Here is a 23,637-nt window from a genome sequence, read left to right as displayed (position 1 = left end):
GAGATTCTGAACCGGCAGCGTTCAGACGCATCCGCCGGGCAACACCGCGACACCGAGTGCGCCGACACCGAGGTGCACACCGAGTGCGGGGCCGAACTCGGCAACGTAGAGCTCTTGCACCTCCGGCAGCTGCTCACGCAATTGCGCCGCGATGTTTTCGGCGGCCTCGGGGGCACCGAGATGCTGGATGCCGAGCGCCGCACCATCGGATGCGGCCGCCTCCACCGCGGCAGCCACCAGCTTGGCGTAGGCACGCGATCTGGTTCGCACCTTCTCGCGCATTTCGAGCTTGCCCTCCACCAGCTGCAGCAGTGGTTTCGTCACCAGTTCACTGCCGAAGAACGCTGCGGCGCTGCTCAGCCTGCCACCCTTGCGGAGTTGCTCGGTGCGGTTGACCAGGATGAACGTGCGCGAACGGGTCGCGGCCGACACCGCGCGCTCGTAGACATCGTTCAACGCCTCGCCTGCCCACGCCTTACGCGCGGCGGCCAGCACGGGCAGACCGGTCGCCAGGCCTGCCCCGAGCGAATCGACAACGCGCACACGATCTTCGGCGCCCATGTCGCGTACCGCCTGACGGCCCGACTCCCACGTCGCCGACAATCGGCGCGACAGATGGACGGCCACCACACCGTCGCCGTCGCTGAGGCTCAGCGCTCGTTCGTAGGCTTCGCGCAGTTCTCCGGGCGAGGCGGCCGACGTGGTGACCGAGTCGGCGGTGTAGTCGATCTCGATCGGGTCGACGCCTTCCCGGATCTCGTGCTCACCGACGAGCACATGCAACGGCACCACTTCGATACCGAGCTCGGCGACGAGATCGGCGGACAACCCCGCCGCCGAATCGGTCACCACCACAACGGCCACGGACTACCGGACCTCCTGCAGCGCCTTCGTCATCGCCGTCGCCACCGCCGCGTGCCCGGCCCAGCCCCAGTGGATGCCATCCGGGTTCGCCGATCCCGACTCGATGTCGTCGCGCACGGCCTCGCCGAGGTCGACGAGCGGCACCGACGTACGGCCCGACCACGCCTGCAATGCCTTGACCGCCCGCGCCCTGCCCCGGTGGACCCGCCCGTAGGCGTCGCACTTGTGGACCGACGGCAGCACCGCCACGACAGGCAGCTCCGGACGCAGATGATTCAGCGCGGTCCGCGACTGCTCCAGGTAGTCCACGCTCACCTTGGGCGGAAGGGCAACCGGGCGACCGAGTTTCGACAGCTTCGGCTGCAGCCAGTTGTAGGACGCCCGCACGCCACGGCGCAGACGCGGCGGACGGATATAGCGAATCATCTCCCGCAGCGCGGTGGGCAGCGGGGACGGCAACGTGTCCATGCCGCCGACGGCGAATACGACCGCCCCGGCGCGCGGCACCGCGGCCCACACGCGCGGATCTCCGATCAGCGCCCAGTAGGCATCGCGACAGGTCCAGCCGATCCGAGCGATCAGTTCGACATCCCAATCCAGTTCCGCGGCAACCATATTCGGCCAGATCCGTGGATCATCGGCAGGCAGCCCGCCCTTCGGCCCGTAGTAGGCGAGCGAGTCGGCGATCACGAGCAGCACTGGACGCGGTGCGGCCGACTCGACCGGCCTGGGCGACACGGCTTCCTCTACGAGCAGCGAACCGGCGGTCTCCGCAACGCCCGATTCACCGGGCGAGACAGCAGGTTTCGCGGACACCTCGACCGCGGGATCCGCGACAGAAGTTGCCGAAGATGTCAGCAAGCTGTCCGCGATATCGAGGTCCACGTCCGGAAGTGCGGCGGGAGGATCGACCTGCGCATCAGCAGAACCGGTTTCGACGGCGGTCGCCACCTCAGCCGAAGAAACTTCGGACGAGGTAGCGGCATCGACCCGAACCGGATCGCTCGCCTCCGGCCGGAGTGGTTGCGGCGCAGCCGTATCCGTAGATCCGGCGGCATCCACGATCGACTCGGCGACTGCCGGGTCATCGACGGACTGCTCCGTGGGCTTCTCACTGCCGGCAGCCGATACCGCATCCGCAACAGCGGTGGCGATATCCGCAGCGGACTCGACGGTATCGGTCTGTGCAGCACCGGAATCCACATCGCCGAGTTCGTCTGTCGAACCGTCATCTGCGACAACATCCACCGATGCCGTGGCACCGGAAGTCTCGCTGTCCGCTTCCTGCACAGCGGAACTGGATGCGACGTCGACAGCGCCGCGTGCGGCCTCGGCATCGTCACCGATCGAGGTCACCGCACTATCGCCGTCGACACTGCCGTCTGGGGAAACATCGGCGGTCGGGGACCCGGAATCCGCTGTCCCCGAGCCGGACTCGACGACGTCTGCCGCCGAGTCGACCGGCTCGGGTTCCGCGACGACCGGCGGGGGCACCGGGCCGAACAGGGCATCGGGCAGCGATCGCGCGCTGCGTGCGGTGACCTGCTTGAAGAGCTCGTCCGGTACCGAACGGATCGGCTCCTCACGCTCTGCGCGCGCGGGCCGAGCGGGTGGCGGACCGAATAGCGCGTCCGGCAATTGCCGTCCGGCTTTGGCCGTCACCTGCTGGAACATCTCATCAGGTACTGATCGGTCGGGCTCTTCATTGGACATCGGGAGCTACCTTCGCCGCTGCGTTCCACACATCGAGGCGCCAGCCGGGTCGATCGATGTCCGGGCCGTGGCTGGAAAGCTGCACCCAGCTGGTATTGGCCAGCCCACCCAGGGCAGGCCAGTTCTCCGGTGGCAGTTCCAGCAACGCGGCCGTCAGAGCAGCGATCAGCCCGCCGTGCGCAACCAGGATGATAGTCCGACCGGGCCAATCCTGCCGCTCGTTGTACAGTTCGCGCACCACAGGCAGGGACCGGGCACCCACCTCGAGCTTGCTCTCGCCGCCGGGCGGTGTGTAGGTCGCATCGAGACGCCACTGCACGCGCGCGCCGGGGTAATCGGCGTCGACTTCGAGGTGGGTCAGGCCTTCCCAGTCGCCCAGGTTGGTTTCGCGCAGTCGCGGATCGGTGATGACAGGCAGATCGCTGATGTCACCGAGTGCCTGGGCGGTTTCCTTGGCGCGACGCAGATCGGAGGCGTGGATCGCGATGGCGTTGCGTGAACCCAGTTCGCGCGCGGCCTCTTTGGCCTGCTGGCGACCGAGTTCGGTGAGATCGGTGTCGATCTGACCCTGCATCCGGTCGGCCGCGTTCCATTCGGTCTGCCCGTGCCGCAACAGGATCAGGTTGCGCACATGGGCGTACTTGCTCACTCGTTGATTCCCTCTACCTGCGCGTCGTCGTCCGCGGCCGGAGTCGGGAGTGCGGCGATGCCTTCGACGGGAACCGCCGGGCAGTCACGCCACAGGCGCTCGAGTGCGTAGAAGTTGCGCTCGTCGTTGTGCTGGACGTGCACGACGATATCGACGTAGTCGAGCAGCGCCCAGCGACCCTCACGGGTGCCTTCGCGACGGACCGGCTTGTGGCCGGCTTCGCGCAGCTTGTCCTCGATGTTGTCGACGATCGCGTTGACCTGGCGCTCGTTGGGCGCCGACGCGATGACGAAGCAGTCGGTGATCACCAGCTGCTCGGAGACGTCGAGGACGACGACATCGGTGGCCAGCTTGTCGTCGGCGGCGAGTGCGGCGACCGTGGCCATCTCGATCGCTTCGGTAGAGGCACTCATACGGTCTCCTCCTGCGGGGTCAGACCCTCGCTCATGTGGCTCAACGTCAGCTACCTTCCGTTCCTGCGGGCACGTAGAGGTGCCGCTTCGATATGTACTGCACCACGCCGTCGGGGACGAGGTACCAGACCGGCCGACCCTCCGCGGCGCGGCGGCGGCATTCGCTCGACGAGATGGCCAGCGCGGGGATCTCGACCATCGTCACGGCGTCGGCGGGAAGGTCCCGCAAATGCTCCTCGAGATGATCGGTGTTCAGTTCGTAACCCGGTCGGCTCACCCCGACGAACTTCGCCAGTTCGAACAGTTCGGTCCAATCCTGCCATGTCAGGATGTTGGCCAGCGCGTCCGCACCGGTGATGAAGTACAGCTCCGCGTCGGGATGCGCGTTTTGCATCTCGCGCAGGGTGTCCACCGTGTAGGTGACCTTGTTGCGTTCGATGTCGGCCCGGCTGACGGAAAACCTCGGGTTGGACGCGGTGGCGATGACCGTCATCAAATAGCGATCCTCGGCGGGGCTGACCTGCTTGTTGACCTTCTGCCACGGCTGGCCGGTCGGCACGAAGATCACTTCGTCGAGCTCGAACCGGTTCGCGACCTCGCTCGCCGCGACCAGGTGGCCGTGGTGGATCGGGTCGAAGGTGCCGCCCATGACGCCGAGCTTGCGGCGCGGCCGAGCTGTTTCGTGCATGAGGTCTGAGCTTAATCCGGCCCATGAGATCGGGGCGGACCGGACTACTCCGCGCCATCGCGACGCTCGCGAGGTCCCGACGCCTGGGCGCACATCTGCGCGAACTGGGCACGGGTGCGTTTCAGCTCCTCGACGAGGTGTGCGGCCGGCTCGGCGGCTACCCGGCGGTCCAGCTCGGTCAACAACACATCGATCGTTACCCACCAGGGCCCACGCACACGCCCCTGCGGTCCGCGCAGTTGCAACCAGGCGGCGGCACGCAGGCAGCGGGCCCGCGGCACGATCTTGTCCTGTTCGCCCCACAGGCCCGCGGCGCGCAGGTAGCCGCCGAGCGCCTCGGTCTCCTGTCCACAGCACTCCCGGGCGACCGCGGCCGACCAGACCAGATCGGCATGGCGGCGGCGCAACGAGGGCATACCGCCGATCAGCCGTGCCGCCTCGGTGAACTGCCAGGCGGCCTGGCGGTAGCGACCGACGTGGTTCAGCGATTCGGCGAACTGGGCACGTACCAGCGCGAGCTCGGCAGGTGGGTAGCCGACGGGGCCGGTGAGCAGTGGGCGGTCGAAGGCGACCACCGCTTCGCCGTGCCGACCCGCACGATGCCAGGCACGACCCGCGACCAGCCACAGGTGGACCGAGTCCGCACACGAGATCGGCTGCCAGCAGGCAGCAGCCGAGGCCGCGGCGCGGGCTACGTCGCGGTCACGGCCCGGCTGGGCGGCGACCGCGGTCACCAGCTGCGTGCGCATCGCGGCTAGTTCGCGCCCGGCCAGCTCACCCGCACCGACAACCAGGGCCCGACGCAGTTGCTCCTCCGCTGCCGCGGGAGCGTCTGCCAGCCGAGCGGCGGCGATACCGGCCAGTCGCCGCGCCGCCCGCGCCCCTGAACCCGGCGCCAGCGGACCGGCATCCGCACCGAACGAACCTGCCGCGAGCGCCGTGGCCTGCCCTGCGCCGGCCGAACCCACCTCGCGGCCACCGGCAGGCGGAAGGTGAGGTTCTTCTTCTCGAAGCGAATCGTTCTCGTTCGCGAACGCATCGTTCACCGGGCGGAGCTCGCCGACCGCGCGAGCGCACAGCCCGGCAGAACCACCACTGCACCCGATATCCGTCGATCGGATCGCTCGTCGTCGCGCGACGCCCCTGCCAGCATGGGCGTGATCTTGGTAGCCGTGCCATGTGAGCCGCTTAACGTCGGCTGAAGTACTCAGGCGGTGGGGCGCTTCGACTTCGGGAGCTTGGCGACGACCGCGTCGTAGGAGGCGTCGATCAGTTCGCGTAGTTCGTCGTCCGGCACCGCGCCGCCGACGCGGATGCTGTTCCAGCCGTAGCGGCCGATGTAGGCCGACACGGTGACGTCGTCGGGGTAGATGTCGACCAGCTCGTCGGCTTCGGTGCGGTCACGCCCGCACTTGAGCCCGATCGACGTGCCCGCGCCGAGGAACGCGAAGACTTTGTCGCCGACCTTGGCGACGGTGTCGCCCTCCCACGGCTCGTCTTCCCAGGCGCCCGGTTTGGCCAGGCAGTAAGCCAGGACGTCGACACTCATCGTCAGCTCCTTCAGACGGGCAACAGTCGGGAGACCACCTCGGTCAGCTGCCGAGCTGATCGGCATTCGTGCATCTCGATCACCGAACCGTAGTCGCGGGCCGCTGAATCGCCTGTCCCCCACAGGTTCTGGGGTTCCGGATTCAGCCAGTGCGCGTGCCGGGCGGTGCCGACCAGTTCGCGCAGGGTGTCCAGCTGCGGGTTGCGGTAGTTGGTGCGGCCGTCGCCGAGAACCAGCAGTGAGCTGCGGCTGGTGACGGCCTCACCGAAGTTCTCGGCGAAGCTGGTCAGCGCGTAGCCGTAGTCGGAGTGCCCGTCGGCGTCGATGATGCGCGACTCGGTGAAGATCCGGGTCATCACATCGTCGAGACCCGCGTACGGCTCGAAGAAGCTCGTCACCTCGTCGGTGCGGTCGACGAACGCGAAGATTCGCACCCGGGAGAACTGCTCCCGCAGCGCGCTCACCAGCAGCAGTGTGAAGTTGCTGAACCCGGCCACCGAGCCCGAGATATCGCACAGCAGCACCAGTTCCGGTCGACCGGGACGCGGCTTGCGGTTCACCAGATCGATCGGCACCCCGCCGGTGGACATCGAGGCACGCAGGGTCTTGCGCAGATCGATTTCGCCGCGCCGCGCTCGTTTGCGCCGCACCGCCAGCCGGGAGGCCAGGATCCGGGCCAGTCGCTGGGTGCCGCGCCGCAGTTCGGTGAGCTCGCGTTCGGACGCGCGCAGGAAGTCGGCGTCCTCGGCCTGGCGCGCGACACCGTAGGTCGCGACGCGTTCGCGCCCGATCTGCTCTGCCACGCGCCGATTGGTCTCGGCTTCCACGCTGGCCCGAAACCCCGCGATGCGTTCCCGTGCGACGCGGCGGGCAACCTCGGTGTCGCGCTCGCTCGCGTCCGGCGGGAGAGCGAGACCCGCGAGCACCTTGGCCAGCAACGACTGGGGCGCGAGATCTTTGAGAGCCTGGTACGCGGAGAACGACGGTCCGCGCGCGGACTGGTACTGCCCGAGCTGTTCGACCACCTGCCCGGCCAGCATCTGCAACTGCTCGCCACCGCCGTCGGCGGCGAGCAGTTCGGCGAGCTGCTCACGGAGGGCGGCCAGGTCGATCTGGCCGTCGGGAGTGCGTGGCAGGTCCGGAGTCTCAGCGGTGCGATCCCCCACGGCAACGGGGAACCACAGATCGAACAGGCCGTCGAAGGTGGCGCGGTGGGTGGGCCTGCGCAGCAGCGCACAGGCCAGCCCTTCGCGCACCGCTTCGCGATCGAGCAGATCCAGCACGGTCAGTACCCGGCCCGCATCGACGGTTTCCGAGGGTCCCACCGGCACGCCACGGGCGCGGAGCGCACCGACGAAACCGGCGACGTGGCCGCCGATTCCGTGGGGTGCTGGCGCAGTCACGATCAGGCCAGTTTCAGCTCGGCCAGCGCGCGCTGGTGATCGCTGCGGTGCTTGAGCACCACGCCGAGCGTGGCGCGCACGGTCGCGTCGTCGAGGTCGGCGGCGCCCAACGCGAGCAAGGTGTTGCCCCAGTCGATCGTTTCGGCGACCGAGGGCAGCTTCTTGAGTTGCATACCGCGCAACACGTGCACGACCCGTACCAGTTGCTCGGCCACGGTGCTCGGGAGTTCCGGCACACGGCTGGCCAGGATGCGGCGCTCGAGATCTTCGTCGGGGAAGTCGAGGTGAAGGTACAGGCAGCGGCGTTTGAGCGCCTCCGACAGTTCCCTGGTGGCGTTCGAGGTGAGCACCACGAACGGCTTGCGTGTGGCGGTGATGGTGCCCAGCTCGGGCACGGTCACCGCGAAATCGCTGAGCACTTCGAGCAGCAGACCCTCGATCTCGACGTCGGCCTTGTCGGTCTCGTCGATCAGCAGCACCGTCGGCTCGGTGCGGCGGATGGCGGTGAGCAACGGCCGCGAGAGCAGGAACTCCTCGGTGAAGACGTCGGCTTTGGTTTCGGCCCAATCATTTTCACTCGACGCCTGGATCCGCAGGATCTGCTTGGCGTGATTCCACTCGTAGAGCGCGCGCGCCTCGTCGACGCCTTCGTAGCACTGCAGGCGGACCAGTTCGGCATCGGCGACCTGGGCTACCGCCCGCGAGAGTTCGGTCTTGCCGACACCGGCCGGGCCCTCGATGAGCAGCGGTTTGCCCAGCCGGTCGGCAAGGAAGACCGAAGTGGCCGTTGCTTTGTCGGCCAGGTAGCCGGTGGTGGCGAGGCGGGAGATGACATCGTCTACCGACGTGAAGATCGGTTCCTGTACGAGAGTCACGATCACACCGGCCGAGTCTGGCCGTCGCCCCACACGATCCACTTCGTGGAGGTGAGTTCGGGCAGTGCCATCGGGCCGCGGGCGTGCAGTTTCTGGGTGGAGATGCCGATCTCGGCGCCGAACCCGAACTGCTCACCGTCGGTGAACGCGGTGGACGCGTTCACCATCACCGCGGCGGCGTCCACGCGGGCCGTGAACTCGCGAGCGGCGGCCAGATCGGCGGTGACGATGGCCTCGGTGTGGCCGGTCCCCCAGGTGTTGATGTGGTCGACGGCGGCATCGAGGTCGTCGACCACCTTCAGCGCGATATCGAGGGTGAGGTACTCCTCACCCCAGTCGGCGTCGGTGGCCGGGATCTGACCGGGCAGGTCGCCGTGGATGGTGACGCCCGCGTCGTCGAGCGCCTTGCTGAGCCGCGGCAGCGCGGTCTCGGCGACGGCGGCGTCGATGAGTACGGTCTCGGCGGCGTTGCAGACGCTGGGTCGGCGGGTCTTGGCATTGAGCACGATGGCCTCGGCCATGTCCAGATCGGCGGCCGAGTGCACGTAGACGTGGCAGTTGCCGGTGCCGGTCTCGATGGTGGGCACCTGCGCGTCGCGGACGACGGCGTTGATCAGGCCCGCGCCGCCGCGCGGGATCACCACGTCGACGAGGCCGCGGGCCTGGATCAGGTGGGTGACGCTGGAGCGGTCGTTGCTCGGCAGCAGTTGCACGGCGTCGGCCGGAACATCCTGGGCGACAAGGGCCTCGCGCAAGACCTCGACCAGTGCGGCGTTGGAGTTCGCCGCCGAGGACGACCCGCGCAGCAGCGCCGCGTTGCCCGATTTGAGAGCGAGACCGAACGCGTCGACGGTGACATTGGGCCGCGCCTCGTAGACCATGCCGACCACACCGAGGGGGACGCGGGTCTGGCGGATCTCGAGGCCGTTGGGCAACGTGGAACCGCGCACGATGACACCCACCGGGTCGGGCAGAGTGGCGACCTGCCGCAGCCCCGAGGCGATGCCGTCGATGCGGGCCTTGGTGAGCCGCAGCCGATCGAGCAGATTCTCCTCGGTACCGGCGGCCTGCGCGGTCGCGATGTCCTCGGCGTTGGCCGCGAGTACGCGATCGGCGGCGGCGAGCAGGGCGTCGGCCGCCGCGTGCAGGGCGTCGTTCTTCTGCGCCGTGGTCAGCTGAGCCAGCACACGGGACGCGACGCGAGCCCTGCGGGCGGCGTCGTGCACCGCTGCGCGGATGTCCAGCTCGGGGGTCACTTCTACCGTCATGGCTATCAGCCTACGCAGGCCGCCTCGCGCGCTCGACGCCACCCGGGACCCGGAATAGCCCTCCGACCGGCACCGGGACCGGGACCGGGACCGAGTTGTGCACAGGTTCGGCGACGCCGTCGACAAAGTTGTCCACAGCAACGCCGTCGCCACTAGATTCGGCGTCATGGATCGCACCGGTTCACCGACCGTCGTCGTGCTCGGCAGCGTCAATATGGACCTGGTCACGACGGTCCCACGCAGGCCCGCGCCGGGTGAGACGGTGCTCGGGAGCGACTTCGCAACCGTGCCCGGCGGTAAGGGGGCGAACCAGGCGATCGCGGCCGTGCGATCCGGGGCGCGGGTGCGATTTCTCGGGGCGATCGGCGACGACGCGTTCGGGACGGACCTGGCAGCCACGTTGTCGGGGGCCGGCGTCGACATCACTTTGCTCCGCAGGGTCGATGGCGCCAGCGGGATCGCCTCGATCGTGGTCGACGAGGCAGGCGAGAACAGCATCATCGTGGTGGCGGGGGCCAACGGGCGGGTGACCGACCTGACGGCAGCCGAACTCGCCGCGATCGCACGTGCCGACATCCTGTTGTGCCAGTTGGAGATTCCGATCCACACGGTGCTCGCCGCAGCACAGCACGCCCGCGCGTCGGGCACCGTCGTCGCGCTCAATCCGTCCCCGGTTCAGCCGCTGCCCGACGAATTATGGGCGGCCGTCGATCTCGCGATCGTGAATTCCCTGGAGTCCGAGCAGTATTCGGACGAGCTGACGCACGTCGCGCATCTCGTGCGCACGCTCGGTGGGGACGGCGCCGTTTATCGCGACGCCGACGGAAACGAGCGATCCGTCGGCGGTCGCACCGTCGACGTCCTCGACACGACGGGCGCGGGCGACGCGTTCACCGGCGCACTGGTCGCAACCTGGAATCAGGGCGTGTCTACCGCGCTGAACTGGGCGAACACCGCCGGAGCTCTGACGACCACCCGGCTCGGCGCGAGCTCGGCGATCCCCGGAAGCGACCGGATCGCGGCGGCCCTCACCGCCGACTGACCTGTCGGGCGCGGCGAAAATCAGGTGCGCCGCCTCCACCCCATCCCTACCGTTGGTCCTTCATCAAGGAGAGGACCGACCATGTTTCCCGTCGAGCTGCGCGGTACGCGAGCGCAGACGCTCATGTGGGCCGACGAGCACGAGATCGAGCAGTCAGCGCTGCGCCAGCTTCGCAATATCGCGAACCTGGAATGGGTGCACGGACTGCGCGTGATGCCCGATGTGCACCTGGGCAAAGGGGCGACGGTCGGGTCCGTGATCGCGATGCGTGATGCGGTGGCGCCTGCCGCGGTCGGGGTGGATATCGGATGCGGGATGGAGAGCGTGAAGACCGATCTCACCGCCGCCGACCTGCCGGATGACCTGCGCTCGTTGCGCAGCCGGATCGAGAGCGCAGTACCGGTCGGCTTCCAGGCGCACAAGGACGCGGTGAACGTCACGAAGCTGGGTGCGGAGTTCGCGGGGTCGCATGGGCAGGCCGCGTTGCGGGCCAACAGCTGGGAGCGGTTCTGGCGTTCGTTCGGCGAGCTGCATCCCGGGGTCTCCCAGCTGGAGTCCAAGGCGCACAAGCAGATCGGATCGCTCGGGTCGGGCAATCACTTCATCGAGGTCTGCCTCGACCAGGACGATGCCGTCTGGATTCTGCTGCACTCCGGTTCGCGCAATATCGGCAAGGAGCTCGCCGAGCGGCACATGGCGGTGGCCCGCGCGCTGCCGCACAACCAGTCGCTGCCGGATCGCGATCTGGCCGTCTTCGTCTCCGGGACAGCGGAAATGGACGCCTACCGGCGTGACCTCACCTGGGCGCAGGAATACGCCGCGCGTAATCGTGCGGTGATGCTGTCGCTGGTGTGCCGTGCGGTACGCGATGAATTCGCCGGGCGCGAGGTGCGTTTCGACGAGCCCATTTCCTGCCATCACAACTATGTGGCCGAGGAGATCATCGACGGTGAGCCGATGCTGGTGACCCGTAAGGGCGCGGTGCGGGCCGGATCCGGTGAACTCGCGTTGATTCCGGGTTCGATGGGGACGCGGTCGTATGTGGTGCGGGGCAAGGGGAATCCGGCGTCGTTCCAGTCGGCCTCGCACGGTGCGGGGCGGCGGTTGAGCCGGTCGGCGGCCAAGCGGCAGTTCACGGTCGCGGATCTGGTCGCGCAGACCGAGGGTGTGGAATCGCGTAAGGACGCGGGCGTGGTCGATGAGATCCCGGCCGCGTACAAGGACATCGATCAGGTGATCGCGGCACAGGCCGATCTGGTCGAGGTGGTGGCGACGCTGCGGCAGGTGCTGTGCGTGAAGGGCTGATTCATGGTCGGCTGTCTGTGTTGCCCATCGAACCTGTCGGAGGTGTACGGCACGATAGGCGCATGACCTCACCCGCAGGCAACGATGTGCTCGACCTGACGGCTCCTGACCTGCGCGAACGAGCCGAACAGCTGCTTCGTGAGCTCGCCGGACCCGATGCGCGGCTGCGGGAAGATCAGTGGATCGCGATCGAAGCGCTGGTGGTGCAGCGCAGGCGGGCGCTGGTCGTGCAACGGACCGGGTGGGGTAAGTCGGCGGTGTACTTCATCGCGGCCAAGTTGCTGCGCGGAGCGGGGCGTGGGCCGACGGTGATCGTGTCGCCGTTGCTGGCGTTGATGCGCAACCAGGTGGCGGCCGCCGAGCGCGCCGGGGTGGTGGCGGCCACGATCAACTCGGGCAACGTCACCGAGTGGGACGAGATCCATCAGCAGGTGGCCGACGGTGCGGTCGACGTGCTGCTGGTGAGCCCGGAACGGTTGAACAACCCCGACTTTCGCGATCAGGTGCTGCCTCGCCTTGCTGCCGACGCCGGGCTGGTCGTCATCGACGAAGCGCACTGTGTATCGGACTGGGGCCACGACTTCCGGCCCGACTACCGCCGCATCCGCACGTTGATCGCCGACCTCGGGTCGGAGGTGCCGGTCCTGGCGACCACCGCGACCGCCAACGACCGGGTGGTCACCGACGTGGCCGGACAGATCGGCACCGATACGTTGGTGCTGCGCGGCACTTTGGATCGCGAATCACTGCACCTGTCGGTGGTGCGGTTCGACGACGCGGTGCAGCGCACGGCGTGGCTGGGCGAACAGCTGCATCGGATGCCGGGCTCGGGCATCATCTACTGCCTCACGGTCGCGGCGGCCAACGATCTGGCCGACCTGCTGAATTCACACGGCCACACCGTCGCCGCCTATACCGGCCAGACCGACCCGGCCGAACGCGAGGTGCTCGAGGCCGCGCTACTGAACAACGAGGTGAAGGCGTTGATCGCGACGTCGGCACTGGGCATGGGTTTCGACAAGCCGGATCTCGGATTCGTCGTGCACGTCGGTGCGCCGTCCTCGCCGATCGCCTACTACCAGCAGGTCGGTCGCGCGGGGCGCGGTACCGAACGCGCCGAAGTGGTCCTGCTGCCCGGCCCCGAGGACGCGCGGATCTGGAGCTACTTCGCCTCCGTCGCCTTCCCGCGTGAACACATCGTGCGCTCGGTGCTCGACGCGCTGGACACCGACCGGGCGATGTCGACGGTGGCGCTCGAACCGCTCGTCGAGCTGAACCGATCGCGTCTCGAGATGGTGCTGAAGGTGCTCGACGTCGACGGCGCCGTGCGCCGGGTGCGCGGCGGGTGGCTCTCGACCGGCCAGGACTGGACCTACGACACCGAGCGCTACGAGGGCCTGGCCGCGGCACGCGACGCCGAACAACAGGCGATGATCGATTATCAGTCGACGGCGTCGTGCCGGATGACCTTCCTGCGCCGCCAACTCGACGACCCCGGCCTGGGCGGGCTCGCGACAGCGGAGCTGGATTGCGGCCGCTGCGACAACTGCACCGGCACCCGTGCCGACACCACCGTCGACGACGCCGCGATCGCCGCGACCCGAGCCCGCCTCGATCGTCCCGGCCTCGACCTCGCCCCCCGCAAACAGTGGCCCAGCGGCATGGCGAAATTGGGAATCCCGTTGTCGGGCAAGATCTCCGGCGGTGCCGAGACCGGCCGCGTCCTCGGCCGACTCACCGACCTGGGCTGGGGAATGCGGCTGCGCGCCCTGCTCGACGCCACCGACGCACCGGTCCCCGACGCGGTCTTCGACGCCTGCGTCGCGGTACTGCGTGACTGGACCTGGACCACCCGTCCCACCTCGGTGCTGGCTCTCGAATCCCCCCGATATCCCCAGCTCACCGCCAGTCTCGCCGAACGCCTGGCCCAGATCGGCCGACTCGACAACCTCGGCACCCTCCGCACCAGACCCGACCGTCCCCCGGTCTCGGCGGCGAACTCCGCCCATCGGGTCGCCGGGCTGTTCGACTCCTGGGAGATCCCCGACCTCTCCGGGGTCGACGGACCGATCCTGCTCGTCGACACCCTCACCGACACCGGCTGGACCATGACCGTCGCCGCCCATGCCCTGCGCACCAGCGGCGCCGACGCCGTCCTCCCCTTCGCCCTGGCTACCCCGACCTGACCCGGCCCGAGCTCCCCGATCCCGAGGGGCGGCCGGGTCGCCCCTCGGAGCCGCGAACACGTGTGCCCCGGCGCGCCGAAAACACAGCCCAACACGCCGCCCAGATTGTGGGCACCCATCACCACCAGTGCTTGAATGCGCCTATGACCAGGACCACATTTGCTCGAACCCTGATGGCCGTTGCCGCGGGCTGTGCGGCCGGATTCACCCTCTTGACCGTTCCCGCCCAGGCGTCGAACGAGAACCCGCTCGACTGCGCCGGCGTCCCCGGCGCCCAGGCCGCCGCCGACCGTGAGAGCGCGATCCGCGGCATCGCCATCACGCCGCTGTGCTTCAGCGGCGGGCTCTACAGCGGCGTCCACGCCGGTATCCCCCTGGCGGTGCTCAATCCGTTGACGATGCCGGGCACCGCGAGCGTGTGCGTCGCCGAACGCGAAAACGTCGAGGCGGCAGCGAGATTCGAATGGACCGACCGGGTCCACGTGATGCCGATGTGCATCCAGAATCGGGCGTTCGGCGTGTACGAGCTGTAGCTCGCCCCGCACGGAGCGGTCCGCACGGAGTCGATCCGTGCGGACTTTTTTTGCCTCTTGCCCTATACGTATACATCTACTTATAGTGAGTCGGACGGAACGAGTACCGCTACCGCACAACTGAACACAGACCCACGACGACGGCCCGAAACGCAGGGCACGCCGCTCGTATACCCATGCCCACATGCGCACTGCCTTATCAAATCGGAGCAATCGATGACCATCGAACCCGCATACGACACTGCAATAGACACCACCGAGCCGAACACCGACAACGACGGGTTCGCCCCGGTGCTCGTCAAGGTCGGTCCAGGTGGCGGCCGCACCCAGCGCTTCACCGGCCGCGAGGTCGGCCGGTCACGCCGGGTAACCCGCAAGACCATCGAAACAGTCCGGGTCTACCTGACCCGCAAGGGCAACTTCCTGGTGCACAAGCAGACCTCGGCATGGTCGGACTACAACGAGCTCGGCGACTGGACCGTGGACTGGAAGAACTGGCGCTCGATCCTCGGCAAGGGCGAGCAGAGCTGGGGCGACTACACCACCGAGGTCGTCGATTCGCTCGACGCTGTGCGCCCACTGGTCTCCCCGAAGGCGCACCTGATGATCGTCGACCGCGTCCAGCACCCGCGCAACCACGACCTCGACATCTGACCAGCCGGGCCGGGAAAGGACCTACCACTATGTTCGCCAGACTGGGACGCGTCGTCGTCCACCATCCCTGGAAAGTGATCGGGCTGTGGGTGCTCGCGATCGTCGCCGTGTTGTCGACGGCGCCGACGCTCACCGCGACGACCGACCAATCCGAGTTCCTGCCTTCGCATTACGAGTCGATCCAGGCGATGAAGTTGCAGGAGCAGGCATTTCCGCAGCATTCCGCGCCCGCCGCGCTCATCGTGATGGTCCGCGCGGACGGCGCGGCGCTCACCGACGACGACTCGACTACGGTCGGCGCGGCAGCGGCAGCGCTCACCGCACGCAATATCAAGGGGGTCACCGGCATTCAGGTGACACCACCGTCGGAGAATCGCCTGGTTCAGGTCGTCGCCGTGCAGATGACCAAACTCACCGACGCCGCCGACAAGACGCAGGGCGAGGCGGTGAAGAGCCTGCGCGAACAGCTGAAGGAACAGGTGCGTGACACCGGGTTGAAGGCAGGCATCACCGGCACCGCGGCACAGACCCTCGATCAGACCGAGGAGGGCGAGAAGGGCATGGCGATCATCGGCATCGCCACGATCGTGCTGATCCTGGTGCTGCTGCTGATCATCTTCCGCAGCCCGGTCATCGCCTTGCTGCCGGTGATCACCATCGGCGCGATCTCGAGCACGGTCAGCGGCCTGATCGCCATGGCGGCCAAGGCATTCGACCTCGATATCGACACCTCGATCAGCGCCATCCTGCTGGTCGTACTGTTCGGCGTCGGCACCGACTACATCCTGTTCCTGATGTTCCGCTACCGGGAACGGCTGCGAGCGGGCGACGATCCCAAGACCGCGATGATCAACGCGGTGGCCCGCGTCGGTGAGGCCATCACCTCGGCGGCAGCCGCCGTGATCATCGCGTTCATGGCGCTGACCCTGTCGAGCCTCGGCATGTTCCGGGCGATGGGTCCCGCGCTGGCGATCGCCGTCGCGGTGGCGCTGCTGGCCGGTCTCACGCTGGTACCCGCGATCGTCTCCCTGCTGGGCACCAAGGTGTTCTGGCCCTCGAAGGCGTGGCAGGTCGAACCGAGAGGCGCGCGCTTCGGCGCGATCGGCGCGGCGATGGGCAGGCGGCCGGGCGTATTCGCTGTCGCCTCCGGCGGAGTGCTGGTGGCGCTCGGGGTGTTCGCGGTCGGCTTCAACCCGACCTTCGATCTGAGCTCGGGTTCCACCTCCGACGCCTCCGAGTCGGTGGTCTTCACCACCGAGCTGCTCAAGGGAATGCCCGCGGGCGCCACCCAGCCCTCCGACGTGCTGCTGCACTCGCCCGGCGGACCACTGAGCGAGGACCAGCTCACGACCTACCGAACGGCGTTGACCCAGGTCGAAGGCGTCGGGCAGGTCGGGCAGGCGCAATTGTCACCGGACCGCACGATCGCCGACTTCCAGGTGACGCTCGCCGACGCACCGGAATCCGATGCGGCGCTCGACACGGTGGCCGGTCCGCTGCGTACGGTCGCGCATCAAGCGGCGCCCGCGGGAGCCACGGCGGCGGTCGGCGGCATGACCGCGGTGTTCGTGGACTTCAAGGACGCCATGAACCACGACTACGCGATCGTTTTCCCGGTGGCCGCGATCCTGATCATGCTCGTGCTGGCGCTGCTGCTGCGCAGTCTCGTCGCACCGTGGTACCTGATGGCCTCGGTGTTCCTCGGCTTCGCCGCGACCTTGGGTGCCACGGTGCTGGTGTTCCAGCAGATCCAGGGCGAGAACGGCCTGATCTTCACGCTGCCGGTGATCATGTACCTGTTCGTCGTCGCGCTGGGCACCGACTACAACATCCTGATGGTCGCCCGGTTGCGCGAGGAAGCCCGCGAGGGGCACACGCCACGCGAAGCGGCGGCGCTGGCCGTGCGGCACACCGGGCCGACCGTCGCGGCGGCCGGACTGATCCTGGCGGGCACCTTCGCCTCGATGATGCTGGCGGGCAACAGCACCCTGTCGCAGATGGGCTTCGCCATCTCGGTGGGCATCGCGATCGCCGCGTTCGTGATGGCGCTGTTCTTCACCCCCGCGGTGACCGCGCTGCTCGGGCGGCGCGCGTGGTGGCCCGGCCACGGTGGTGACAGCGACGCGGACGCGAAGTCCCGCTGGGCAGAGCACTCCTACGCCGAGAGCTACTACACCCCGCCGACGGAGCACAGCCGCTGGTAACGGCCACACCGACGCAGGCTCGCTCCCCCACGGGGGCGGGCCTGCTCGTCTATCGTTGGGCGGGTGGCCAAGTCTGCGGCGCCTGCGGTCGAACTACCGGTGGGTGAGCACACCGTGCGGGTCAGCAATCCCGACCGGGTGTATTTTCCCGAGCTCGGCGTGACCAAGCTCGACCTCGCGCAGTACTACCTGAGCGTCGGGGACGGGATCGTCAACGCCCTGCGGGATCGGCCCTGCATGCTGCACCGATTCCCCAAGGGACTGCCGGGCGGAAAGGTGCACCAGAAGCGGGTGCCCGCGGGTGCGCCGGACTGGATACCGACCGTGCGCGTGTATTTTCCGCGCTACGGCAGGCACGCCGACGAGCTCTGCGTGCACGAGCTCGCCGAGGTGATCTGGGCTGTGCAGATGTCCACCGTGGAGTTCCATCCCTGGAATTCGCGGGCCTCCGATACCGAGTCGCCCGACGAATGGCGCATCGACCTCGATCCGATGCCCGACTGCCCGTGGTCGCGGGTGCAGCGGGTGGCCGGGGTGGTGCACGAGGTGCTCGACGAGCTCGGCGCGGTCGGCTGGCCGAAGACCTCCGGTGGGTCCGGACTGCACGTGTACGTGCGGATCGCGCCGGAGTACGGGTTTCAGGAGGTTCGCCGGGCCGCGCTCGCGTTCGCGCAGGAGATCGAACGGCGTGCGCCCGAGGATGTCACCACGGCCTGGTGGCGCAAGGACCGCGATCCCGCGCAGCTGTTCGTCGACTACAACCAGAACGCGCGCGACCACACCATCGCCGCCGCCTACTCCGTGCGTGGCGTGCCGGAGGCCACCGTGTCGACGCCGGTTCGCTGGACCGAGATCGACGACATCGTGCCCCGCGACTTCACCATCCAGACCGTGCCTGCCCGCTATGCCGAACTCGGCGACCTACAGGCCGACATGGACAACGCCGTCTTCGACATCGCGCCCCTGCTGGAACTGGCCGACCGGCACGGCGTCGAGGAACTCGTCGACCTCGACGAACAGTGAGCAGTCCCGGATCACTTCGCGAGACCGGGAGGGTGCGGGGGCGCCGTCGACAGCGACGAGGAAGAATCAGGGTCCGGTACCGCGTGCGGTGCCCAGGACAGCGCTCGAGCCGCAGTGCGGCACCAGCAGCCGATCGACCCAGGAGGTCTCTGTGCAGGAATCCGCGACCACGATCGCGATCGCCCCGGATCAGCCGGCGCCGCGCTTGCTCGAGAAAGCGGTCGTCGGAGCGGGCGCTCGGGTGGGTGAGGTGGCGGAGGCCGACGCACTGATCTGGACCGGCAAACCCAGCGATTTTCCGGCGACCCTGCCGTCGTCGGTGCGCTGGGCGCAGTTGCCCGCCGCGGGGATCGAGGACTTCTTCGACGCGGGCGTGTTCACCGCGCATCCGGACGTGGTGTTCACCTCCGCGGCAGGGGCGTTCTCGCACAGTGTCGCCGAACACGCGCTGATGCTGTTGCTGGCCGGGGTGCGGTACCTGCCCGAACAGTTACGGGCGACGTCGTGGCAGCAGCGGGAGTTCTTCCCGCACGTCGGATCGCTGCGCGGCAAGACCGTGACGATCGTCGGCGCCGGCGGGATCGGTCGCGCGCTGATCCCGATGCTGGCGCCGCTGGGCGCCCATGTGATCGCGGTGAACCGGTCGGGACGTCCGGTGACCGGCACCGGCATTCCCGCCGATGTCGAGACGGTGCCGACCGATCAGCTCGCGCGGGTGTGGTCGCACACCGATCATGTGGTGGTCGCGGCACCCGCGACGGCGCAGACGCGCCACCTCATCGGCGCCGACGAACTGTCCAGGCTCAAGCCGTCATCGTGGGTGATCAATGTGGCCCGTGGCAGCCTGATCGACACCGACGCGCTGGTGGACGCGCTGACCGGCGGGGTGATCGGCGGCGCCGGACTCGACGTCACCGACCCGGAACCGCTGCCCTACGGGCACCCGCTGTGGACATTGCCGAACGCGATCATCACCCCGCACGATTCGAACCCACCGCAGTTGCGGTTGGCGGCGTTCGCCGATCATGTCGGCGCGAATGTGGCACGGTTCGTCGCGGGCGAGCCGTTGGACGCGATCATCGACACTGCGCGCGGTTACTGAGAGGTCCGGCCGCTGACCCGGACAGCGATCGTAAAAACGTCGGCCGACCTCAGCGTCCGCCGGAACAGTCAGCTGAGGTACTCAGAGCGGGAAAAGATTCCGTTCGGAGATATGAGGCTCGATCGGCACGCCGGAATCGGACAACGCGGGTTAGGCTGTCCCCGTCCTGGTTCGGTAAGGATGGGATCGGCAATGGGATGGACCTTCACCGCTGACGAATTCGCGCACGTCTGGCGGGAATCGGGTCAGGATCGCATGCCGTTTCCGTTGCGCGTGCTCGAGTCGCCGCACACCGAGAACGACGCGGCGCGGCTACGCGCGGGACTCGACGACCGACTACGCGGGGGTGACCCCGACCTCGCCGCCTGTCTGCGGATCATCGCCGAACCACACGCCAGGATCGTGCTGGTCGGTGGCGCCCATACCCCAGGCAGCGAAATCCGGCTGCTGGCCTGCGCGGTCTACGACCATGCGGTGCTGGTAAGGCAGGAACCGAGTACCCGGCCCGATTACGGTGGCAGCGTGCGTGTTTCGATCGGGCACACCGCGGGGATCGGCGCGCGCGTCACCGCCTGCCTGCCCGATACCCCACCCGGACGCGAACCCGCGCGCGAGGCCGCGACCGAGGCGGTGCGCGACGAGGAAACCGTGCTCGCGACCCATCCCGCCGTGCCCCGCATCCAGCGATTATTACGCAGGCCGCACACCGCCGAGGGCCACATCCGCATCGAAACCGGGCTCGACCGTCCGGTGCCGAACCCACCGGTGCACTACAGCTGGATCGACGTGGCCAACGACGGCCGCTACCTGCTGCGAGCGGGCGAAACCGTGCACGTGGTGCCCGCGTCCACTGGGCAACTGGCCGCGCAATTGCAGCGCAGATTGGTGCCGGCGCACAGTTCGCACAGCAGAAGGTCCGGCTAACCTGGACTCCACCGCATCATCTGGAGGGGAGACGCGATGACGATCGAGAGCAGCAGAGCCGAGATCTCCCGGTTCCGCAGCGCCGCCGTGGCGGGGACACTGACATTCGACCCCGATGCCGCGCGCCGGTGCGCCGACCTTTACGAACAGCAGGCCGAGCATCTCGCCCAGCTGCGACAGGGGCTCGAGAACGCTGCCGAGGCAGCGGGATTCGGCGGCTTCGTCTCCGCCCAGCAGTTGCAGGCGGGCTTCGCGCACAAGGCACGCGACGCCGCCGAACTGCTCGATCGCTACATCGAGGCGGCCTACCGGATGAAAGAGGCGTTCCTGCTCAGCGCGGGCCTCTACGAGGAAGCCGACGCCGCCGCGGCCGCCGCCCTGCGCGCCGTCGATACGCGGGTGCGCGGATGAGCACCGACCCCACCTACATCAGTGCGATGGAACATTTCGAATCCATGCCGCACGAACAGATCTACACGCGCGCCCAGCAGATCGACGCCGGTGCCGTTCTCGGCGCGTCGATGACCTGGCTGGAGACCGCCGCCACCCTCTCCACCTCGATGCCGCTGACCAAATCCGGCGCCGAGCGGGTGATCGACGACACCGGCTGGTCCGGCGCCGCCGCCGATGCCGCCGCCGCGAGCACCCGCAGCTTCGCCGCCTCTATCGACGAACTGGCCACGGTGATGGCCGAAGTCGGCGCCCGCCTGGGCGGTGTCGCCGCGGCCGCCGAAGCCGTGAAGCTGGCCGTGGTGGCGCCGGGCGGTTCAGGCCCGATCGGGGCGATCGCCCGCCTGCTGGAGAGCGCGCAGGTGATCGACGCGCAGATGGCGGCCGAGGCGCTACGCCAAGAAGCTGTGCTGGCGATGAACATGATCTACAAGCCGGCGTATTCGCTTGCCGGAACCGGTGTCCCAGCACTGCCCACCGCACCAGGGGAGACAGAAACGCCGTCGGGCCGAGGTGGTTCACCGTCGCCGGGTAACGGGTCGACTCCGAGCCCCTCCGCACCACAAGGCAATTCGCCCCAGGAACCAGAATCCGGCGCGGCGCCCGGTGAAGCCCCCGCACCCGGCGCCACCGTGACGCCAGGCGAAGCCCCCGCACCGTCGGAAACCCCTGCACCCCAAGGTCAGAGCTCGACCCCACAGTCTCCGGCATCCGAGACCCCCTCGCCCACCACCGAAGCGCCCGCACCGTCTTCCGAAGCGCCCGCACCTACTACCGAAGCGCCCGCTCCCACCACCGATGCGCCAGCGCCACCCGCACCGCCTACCGAAGCACCTGTGCCGTCTTCCGAAGCGCCCGCACCCGCACCCACCACCGAAGCGCCAGCGCCGTCTTCCGAAGCGCCCACACCCACCACCGAAGCGCCAGCGCCACCCGTGCCGCCTACCGAAGCGCCTGTGCCGTCTTCCGAAGCGCCTGCACCCACTACCGAAGCGCCCGTGCCGTCTTCCGAAGCGCCCGCACCCACTACCGAACCGCCAGCGCCGCCTACCGCAGCACCCGCGCCGCCTACCGAAGCGCCCACACCCACCACCGAAGCGCCCGTGCCGTCCACCGAACAACCCGCTCCACAGAGCCAGGGCCCGACCGTTCCGCCGACGAGTTCGCCCAGCGAGGCGCCCGCTCCCCCGCCCACGCAGCCGAATCAGCTACCGACACAGCAGGATTCGAATCCACCGGCACCGAGGCCCCCGACCACGGAAACCCCGCGGCCGACCGAAGCGCCCGCACCGACCTCGGAACAACCGGCCTCCCCGGCACCACCCGGCCGCCAAGCGCCACAACCACTTCCGCTGCCGGGCATGCCCGACATGTCCGACCCGGGCGGTCAGCCCGGCGTCACCGGCCCGGTTCCCGGATCCGACGTGTCCCCGTCACAGCCGGCCACACCCAAGGCGCCACCGCCCGAGACCGATCAGCCAGGAGTAGTCCCGCCGCGGTAGATCATCGACCGCAATACGTCCACGGCCCTTTCGTCGGAGTGCCCACCTCGAACCCAGGTCATCACGCCCCGCAGCCGTGTGAACACCCCGAACGAAGGTCTCCGTTCAGACCTTCACCAGATCGTCCGCGTGAATCACCGGACGTTGCATCGTGTCGGGGAGATCAGTCGTAGACCGGCCGAGCATAGAGACGAGCTCGGCACTGTCGTATTCGATAACCCCCCGAGCCACAACCGCGTCATCAGGGCTGACCAGATCCACCACATCCCCCCCGAAGAAGCGACCACGAATCCCGGTGATACCCGCCGCCAGCAACGAGTGTCGTTGAGCCACCGCATCAACCGCCCCCGCATCGAGCAGAACCGCGCCCCGCGGATCAGCGGCATGGCGAACCCAGAACTTACGACCGGAGAGCCGGATCGGGCGAGCAGCGAACGCCGTACCCACGGTGCCGCCGGTGAGGGCAACCGCAGCATCAGCGGCCGAAGCCAGCAGGACAGGAATGCCCGCATCGGCGGCGAGGCGGGCAGCGGAGAGCTTGGAGGCCATCCCGCCGGTCCCGAGCGCGCCACCGCTACCCGCGATCACGCCGTCGAGGTCGGCACTGCTGCGCACCTCGGGAATGAAGTTGGCGGCACCCTTACGCGGGTCGCCGTCGTAGAGCCCCGCCACGTCCGACAGCAGGATCAGGGCGTCGGCGCCCACCAGGTGCGCCACCAGGGCGGCGAGGCGGTCGTTGTCGCCGAAGCGGATTTCCTCGGTGGCGACCGTGTCGTTCTCGTTCACCACCGCGATCGCGCCGAGCGACCGCAACCGGTCCAGCGTGCGCTGGGCGTTGCGGTGATGCTCCCGGCGGGCGAAATCGTCGGCGGAGAGCAGGATCTGGCCGACGGTGCGGTCATAGCGGGCGAACGATGTGCCCCACGCGTGGGCGAGAGCCAGCTGTCCGACGCTGGCCGCGGCCTGCTTGGTCGCGAGATCCTTGGGCCGTTTCGACAGGCCGAGCGGAGCGAGTCCCGCGCCGATCGCGCCCGAGGACACGACCACCACATCCGAACCGGCCCGCATCCGCGCCTCGACCGCGTCGGCCAGCAGATCGAGGCGGGCGGTGTCGAGGCCACCTTCGAGGCTGGTCAACGCCGACGAGCCGATCTTCACCACCACGGTGCGCGCCGACACGATCGCCGCGCGTCCCTGACTCAGCTCCGAACCCACCTGCATCGTTCAACTCCCTGCACCACGATCACCGAGCTACCTCGTCAACCATCGCAGTATGCCGATCCAATGGCC

General features: G+C 68.5%; 22 protein-coding genes. 11 read left to right on the top strand and 11 right to left on the bottom strand.

From position 1 onward, the window contains the following. Positions 1–21 precede the first annotated feature (21 nt). The 10 genes from ACFVVI_RS30025 to ACFVVI_RS29980 form a co-directional block, all read right to left on the bottom strand. Positions 22–864, bottom strand: coding sequence for a DegV family protein (locus ACFVVI_RS30025; RefSeq protein WP_387447708.1), 843 nt, complete (start codon positions 862–864; stop codon positions 22–24). Positions 865–867: 3 nt separating this feature from the next. After that, a complete protein-coding gene (octT, locus tag ACFVVI_RS30020; protein WP_387447707.1) occupies positions 868–2,577 on the bottom strand; it encodes a diglucosylglycerate octanoyltransferase in 1,710 nt (569 codons plus the stop codon). Then, on the bottom strand, positions 2,567–3,226 hold the full coding sequence (locus ACFVVI_RS30015) for a histidine phosphatase family protein (RefSeq protein WP_101463961.1): 660 nt from the start codon (positions 3,224–3,226) through the stop codon (positions 2,567–2,569). Before ACFVVI_RS30015 ends, octT begins: the two co-directional genes overlap by 11 nt. Then, on the bottom strand, positions 3,223–3,639 hold the full coding sequence (gene rsfS, locus ACFVVI_RS30010; RefSeq protein WP_056821472.1) for a ribosome silencing factor: 417 nt from the start codon (positions 3,637–3,639) through the stop codon (positions 3,223–3,225). The genes ACFVVI_RS30015 and rsfS overlap by 4 nt, the downstream gene beginning before the upstream one ends. A gap of 46 nt (positions 3,640–3,685) precedes the next feature. Then, positions 3,686–4,327, bottom strand: a complete 642-nt coding sequence (gene nadD, locus ACFVVI_RS30005; protein WP_101463962.1) for a nicotinate-nucleotide adenylyltransferase — start codon at positions 4,325–4,327, stop codon at positions 3,686–3,688. A 44-nt stretch (positions 4,328–4,371) separates the two neighbouring features. Then, entirely contained in the window at positions 4,372–5,295 is a 924-nt protein-coding gene (locus ACFVVI_RS30000) for a hypothetical protein (RefSeq protein ID WP_387447706.1), read from the bottom strand. Positions 5,296–5,534: 239 nt separating this feature from the next. Beyond that, on the bottom strand, positions 5,535–5,876 hold the full coding sequence (locus tag ACFVVI_RS29995; RefSeq protein WP_358071889.1) for an MmcQ/YjbR family DNA-binding protein: 342 nt from the start codon (positions 5,874–5,876) through the stop codon (positions 5,535–5,537). Between the two features lie 11 nt (positions 5,877–5,887). Beyond that, a complete protein-coding gene (locus ACFVVI_RS29990; RefSeq protein WP_378994039.1) occupies positions 5,888–7,285 on the bottom strand; it encodes a VWA domain-containing protein in 1,398 nt (465 codons plus the stop codon). Next, positions 7,282–8,160 carry a MoxR family ATPase gene (locus tag ACFVVI_RS29985; RefSeq protein ID WP_358071885.1) on the bottom strand — a complete coding sequence of 293 codons (879 nt, stop codon included), beginning with the start codon at positions 8,158–8,160 and terminating at the stop codon, positions 7,282–7,284. Before ACFVVI_RS29985 ends, ACFVVI_RS29990 begins: the two co-directional genes overlap by 4 nt. Then, positions 8,157–9,422, bottom strand: coding sequence for a glutamate-5-semialdehyde dehydrogenase (locus ACFVVI_RS29980; protein WP_387447705.1), 1,266 nt, complete (start codon positions 9,420–9,422; stop codon positions 8,157–8,159). The genes ACFVVI_RS29985 and ACFVVI_RS29980 overlap by 4 nt, the downstream gene beginning before the upstream one ends. Before the next feature lie 166 nt (positions 9,423–9,588). Between ACFVVI_RS29980 and ACFVVI_RS29975 the strand changes: the two genes are divergently transcribed. The 11 genes from ACFVVI_RS29975 (at position 9,589) to ACFVVI_RS29925 (ending at position 22,347) form a co-directional block, all read left to right on the top strand. Beyond that, entirely contained in the window at positions 9,589–10,464 is an 876-nt protein-coding gene (locus ACFVVI_RS29975; RefSeq protein ID WP_387447704.1) for a ribokinase, read from the top strand. A gap of 81 nt (positions 10,465–10,545) precedes the next feature. After that, the gene (locus ACFVVI_RS29970; protein WP_378993764.1) at positions 10,546–11,769 is read left to right on the top strand and encodes an RtcB family protein; all 1,224 of its coding nucleotides are present in this window, start codon (positions 10,546–10,548) and stop codon (positions 11,767–11,769) included. Between the two features lie 62 nt (positions 11,770–11,831). Then, the gene (locus ACFVVI_RS29965; protein ID WP_387447703.1) at positions 11,832–13,955 is read left to right on the top strand and encodes a RecQ family ATP-dependent DNA helicase; all 2,124 of its coding nucleotides are present in this window, start codon (positions 11,832–11,834) and stop codon (positions 13,953–13,955) included. A 143-nt stretch (positions 13,956–14,098) separates the two neighbouring features. Continuing rightward, entirely contained in the window at positions 14,099–14,488 is a 390-nt protein-coding gene (locus ACFVVI_RS29960) for a hypothetical protein (RefSeq protein WP_387447702.1), read from the top strand. A 216-nt stretch (positions 14,489–14,704) separates the two neighbouring features. After that, positions 14,705–15,142 (top strand): EXLDI protein, encoded by a 438-nt coding sequence (locus tag ACFVVI_RS29955; RefSeq protein WP_387447701.1) that lies wholly within the window; start codon positions 14,705–14,707, stop codon positions 15,140–15,142. 29 nt (positions 15,143–15,171) lie between these two features. After that, positions 15,172–17,346 carry an MMPL family transporter gene (locus ACFVVI_RS29950; RefSeq protein WP_378993758.1) on the top strand — a complete coding sequence of 725 codons (2,175 nt, stop codon included), beginning with the start codon at positions 15,172–15,174 and terminating at the stop codon, positions 17,344–17,346. 63 nt (positions 17,347–17,409) lie between these two features. Further along, positions 17,410–18,369 (top strand): non-homologous end-joining DNA ligase, encoded by a 960-nt coding sequence (ligD, locus tag ACFVVI_RS29945; RefSeq protein WP_387447700.1) that lies wholly within the window; start codon positions 17,410–17,412, stop codon positions 18,367–18,369. Between the two features lie 151 nt (positions 18,370–18,520). Beyond that, positions 18,521–19,471 (top strand): D-isomer specific 2-hydroxyacid dehydrogenase family protein, encoded by a 951-nt coding sequence (locus ACFVVI_RS29940; protein WP_387447699.1) that lies wholly within the window; start codon positions 18,521–18,523, stop codon positions 19,469–19,471. 192 nt (positions 19,472–19,663) lie between these two features. Then, positions 19,664–20,395 (top strand): ESX secretion-associated protein EspG, encoded by a 732-nt coding sequence (locus ACFVVI_RS29935; protein WP_378993752.1) that lies wholly within the window; start codon positions 19,664–19,666, stop codon positions 20,393–20,395. Between the two features lie 36 nt (positions 20,396–20,431). Beyond that, entirely contained in the window at positions 20,432–20,806 is a 375-nt protein-coding gene (locus tag ACFVVI_RS29930) for a hypothetical protein (protein WP_387447698.1), read from the top strand. Next, complete coding sequence (locus ACFVVI_RS29925; RefSeq protein WP_387447697.1) at positions 20,803–22,347, top strand: hypothetical protein; 1,545 nt, start codon at positions 20,803–20,805, stop codon at positions 22,345–22,347. Before ACFVVI_RS29930 ends, ACFVVI_RS29925 begins: the two co-directional genes overlap by 4 nt. Before the next feature lie 105 nt (positions 22,348–22,452). Here the strand turns inward: ACFVVI_RS29925 and proB are convergent, their stop codons facing one another. Further along, positions 22,453–23,568: a glutamate 5-kinase gene (gene proB, locus ACFVVI_RS29920; RefSeq protein WP_378993746.1), complete on the bottom strand. Its 1,116-nt coding sequence runs from the start codon at positions 23,566–23,568 to the stop codon at positions 22,453–22,455. Positions 23,569–23,637 lie beyond the last annotated feature (69 nt).

Source organism: Nocardia sp. NPDC058114 (assembly GCF_042884695.1).
Lineage (GTDB): Bacteria > Actinomycetota > Actinomycetes > Mycobacteriales > Mycobacteriaceae > Nocardia.
The sequence above is the reverse complement of the archived record's forward strand: the minus strand, read 5'-3'. Positions and strand labels throughout refer to the sequence as shown.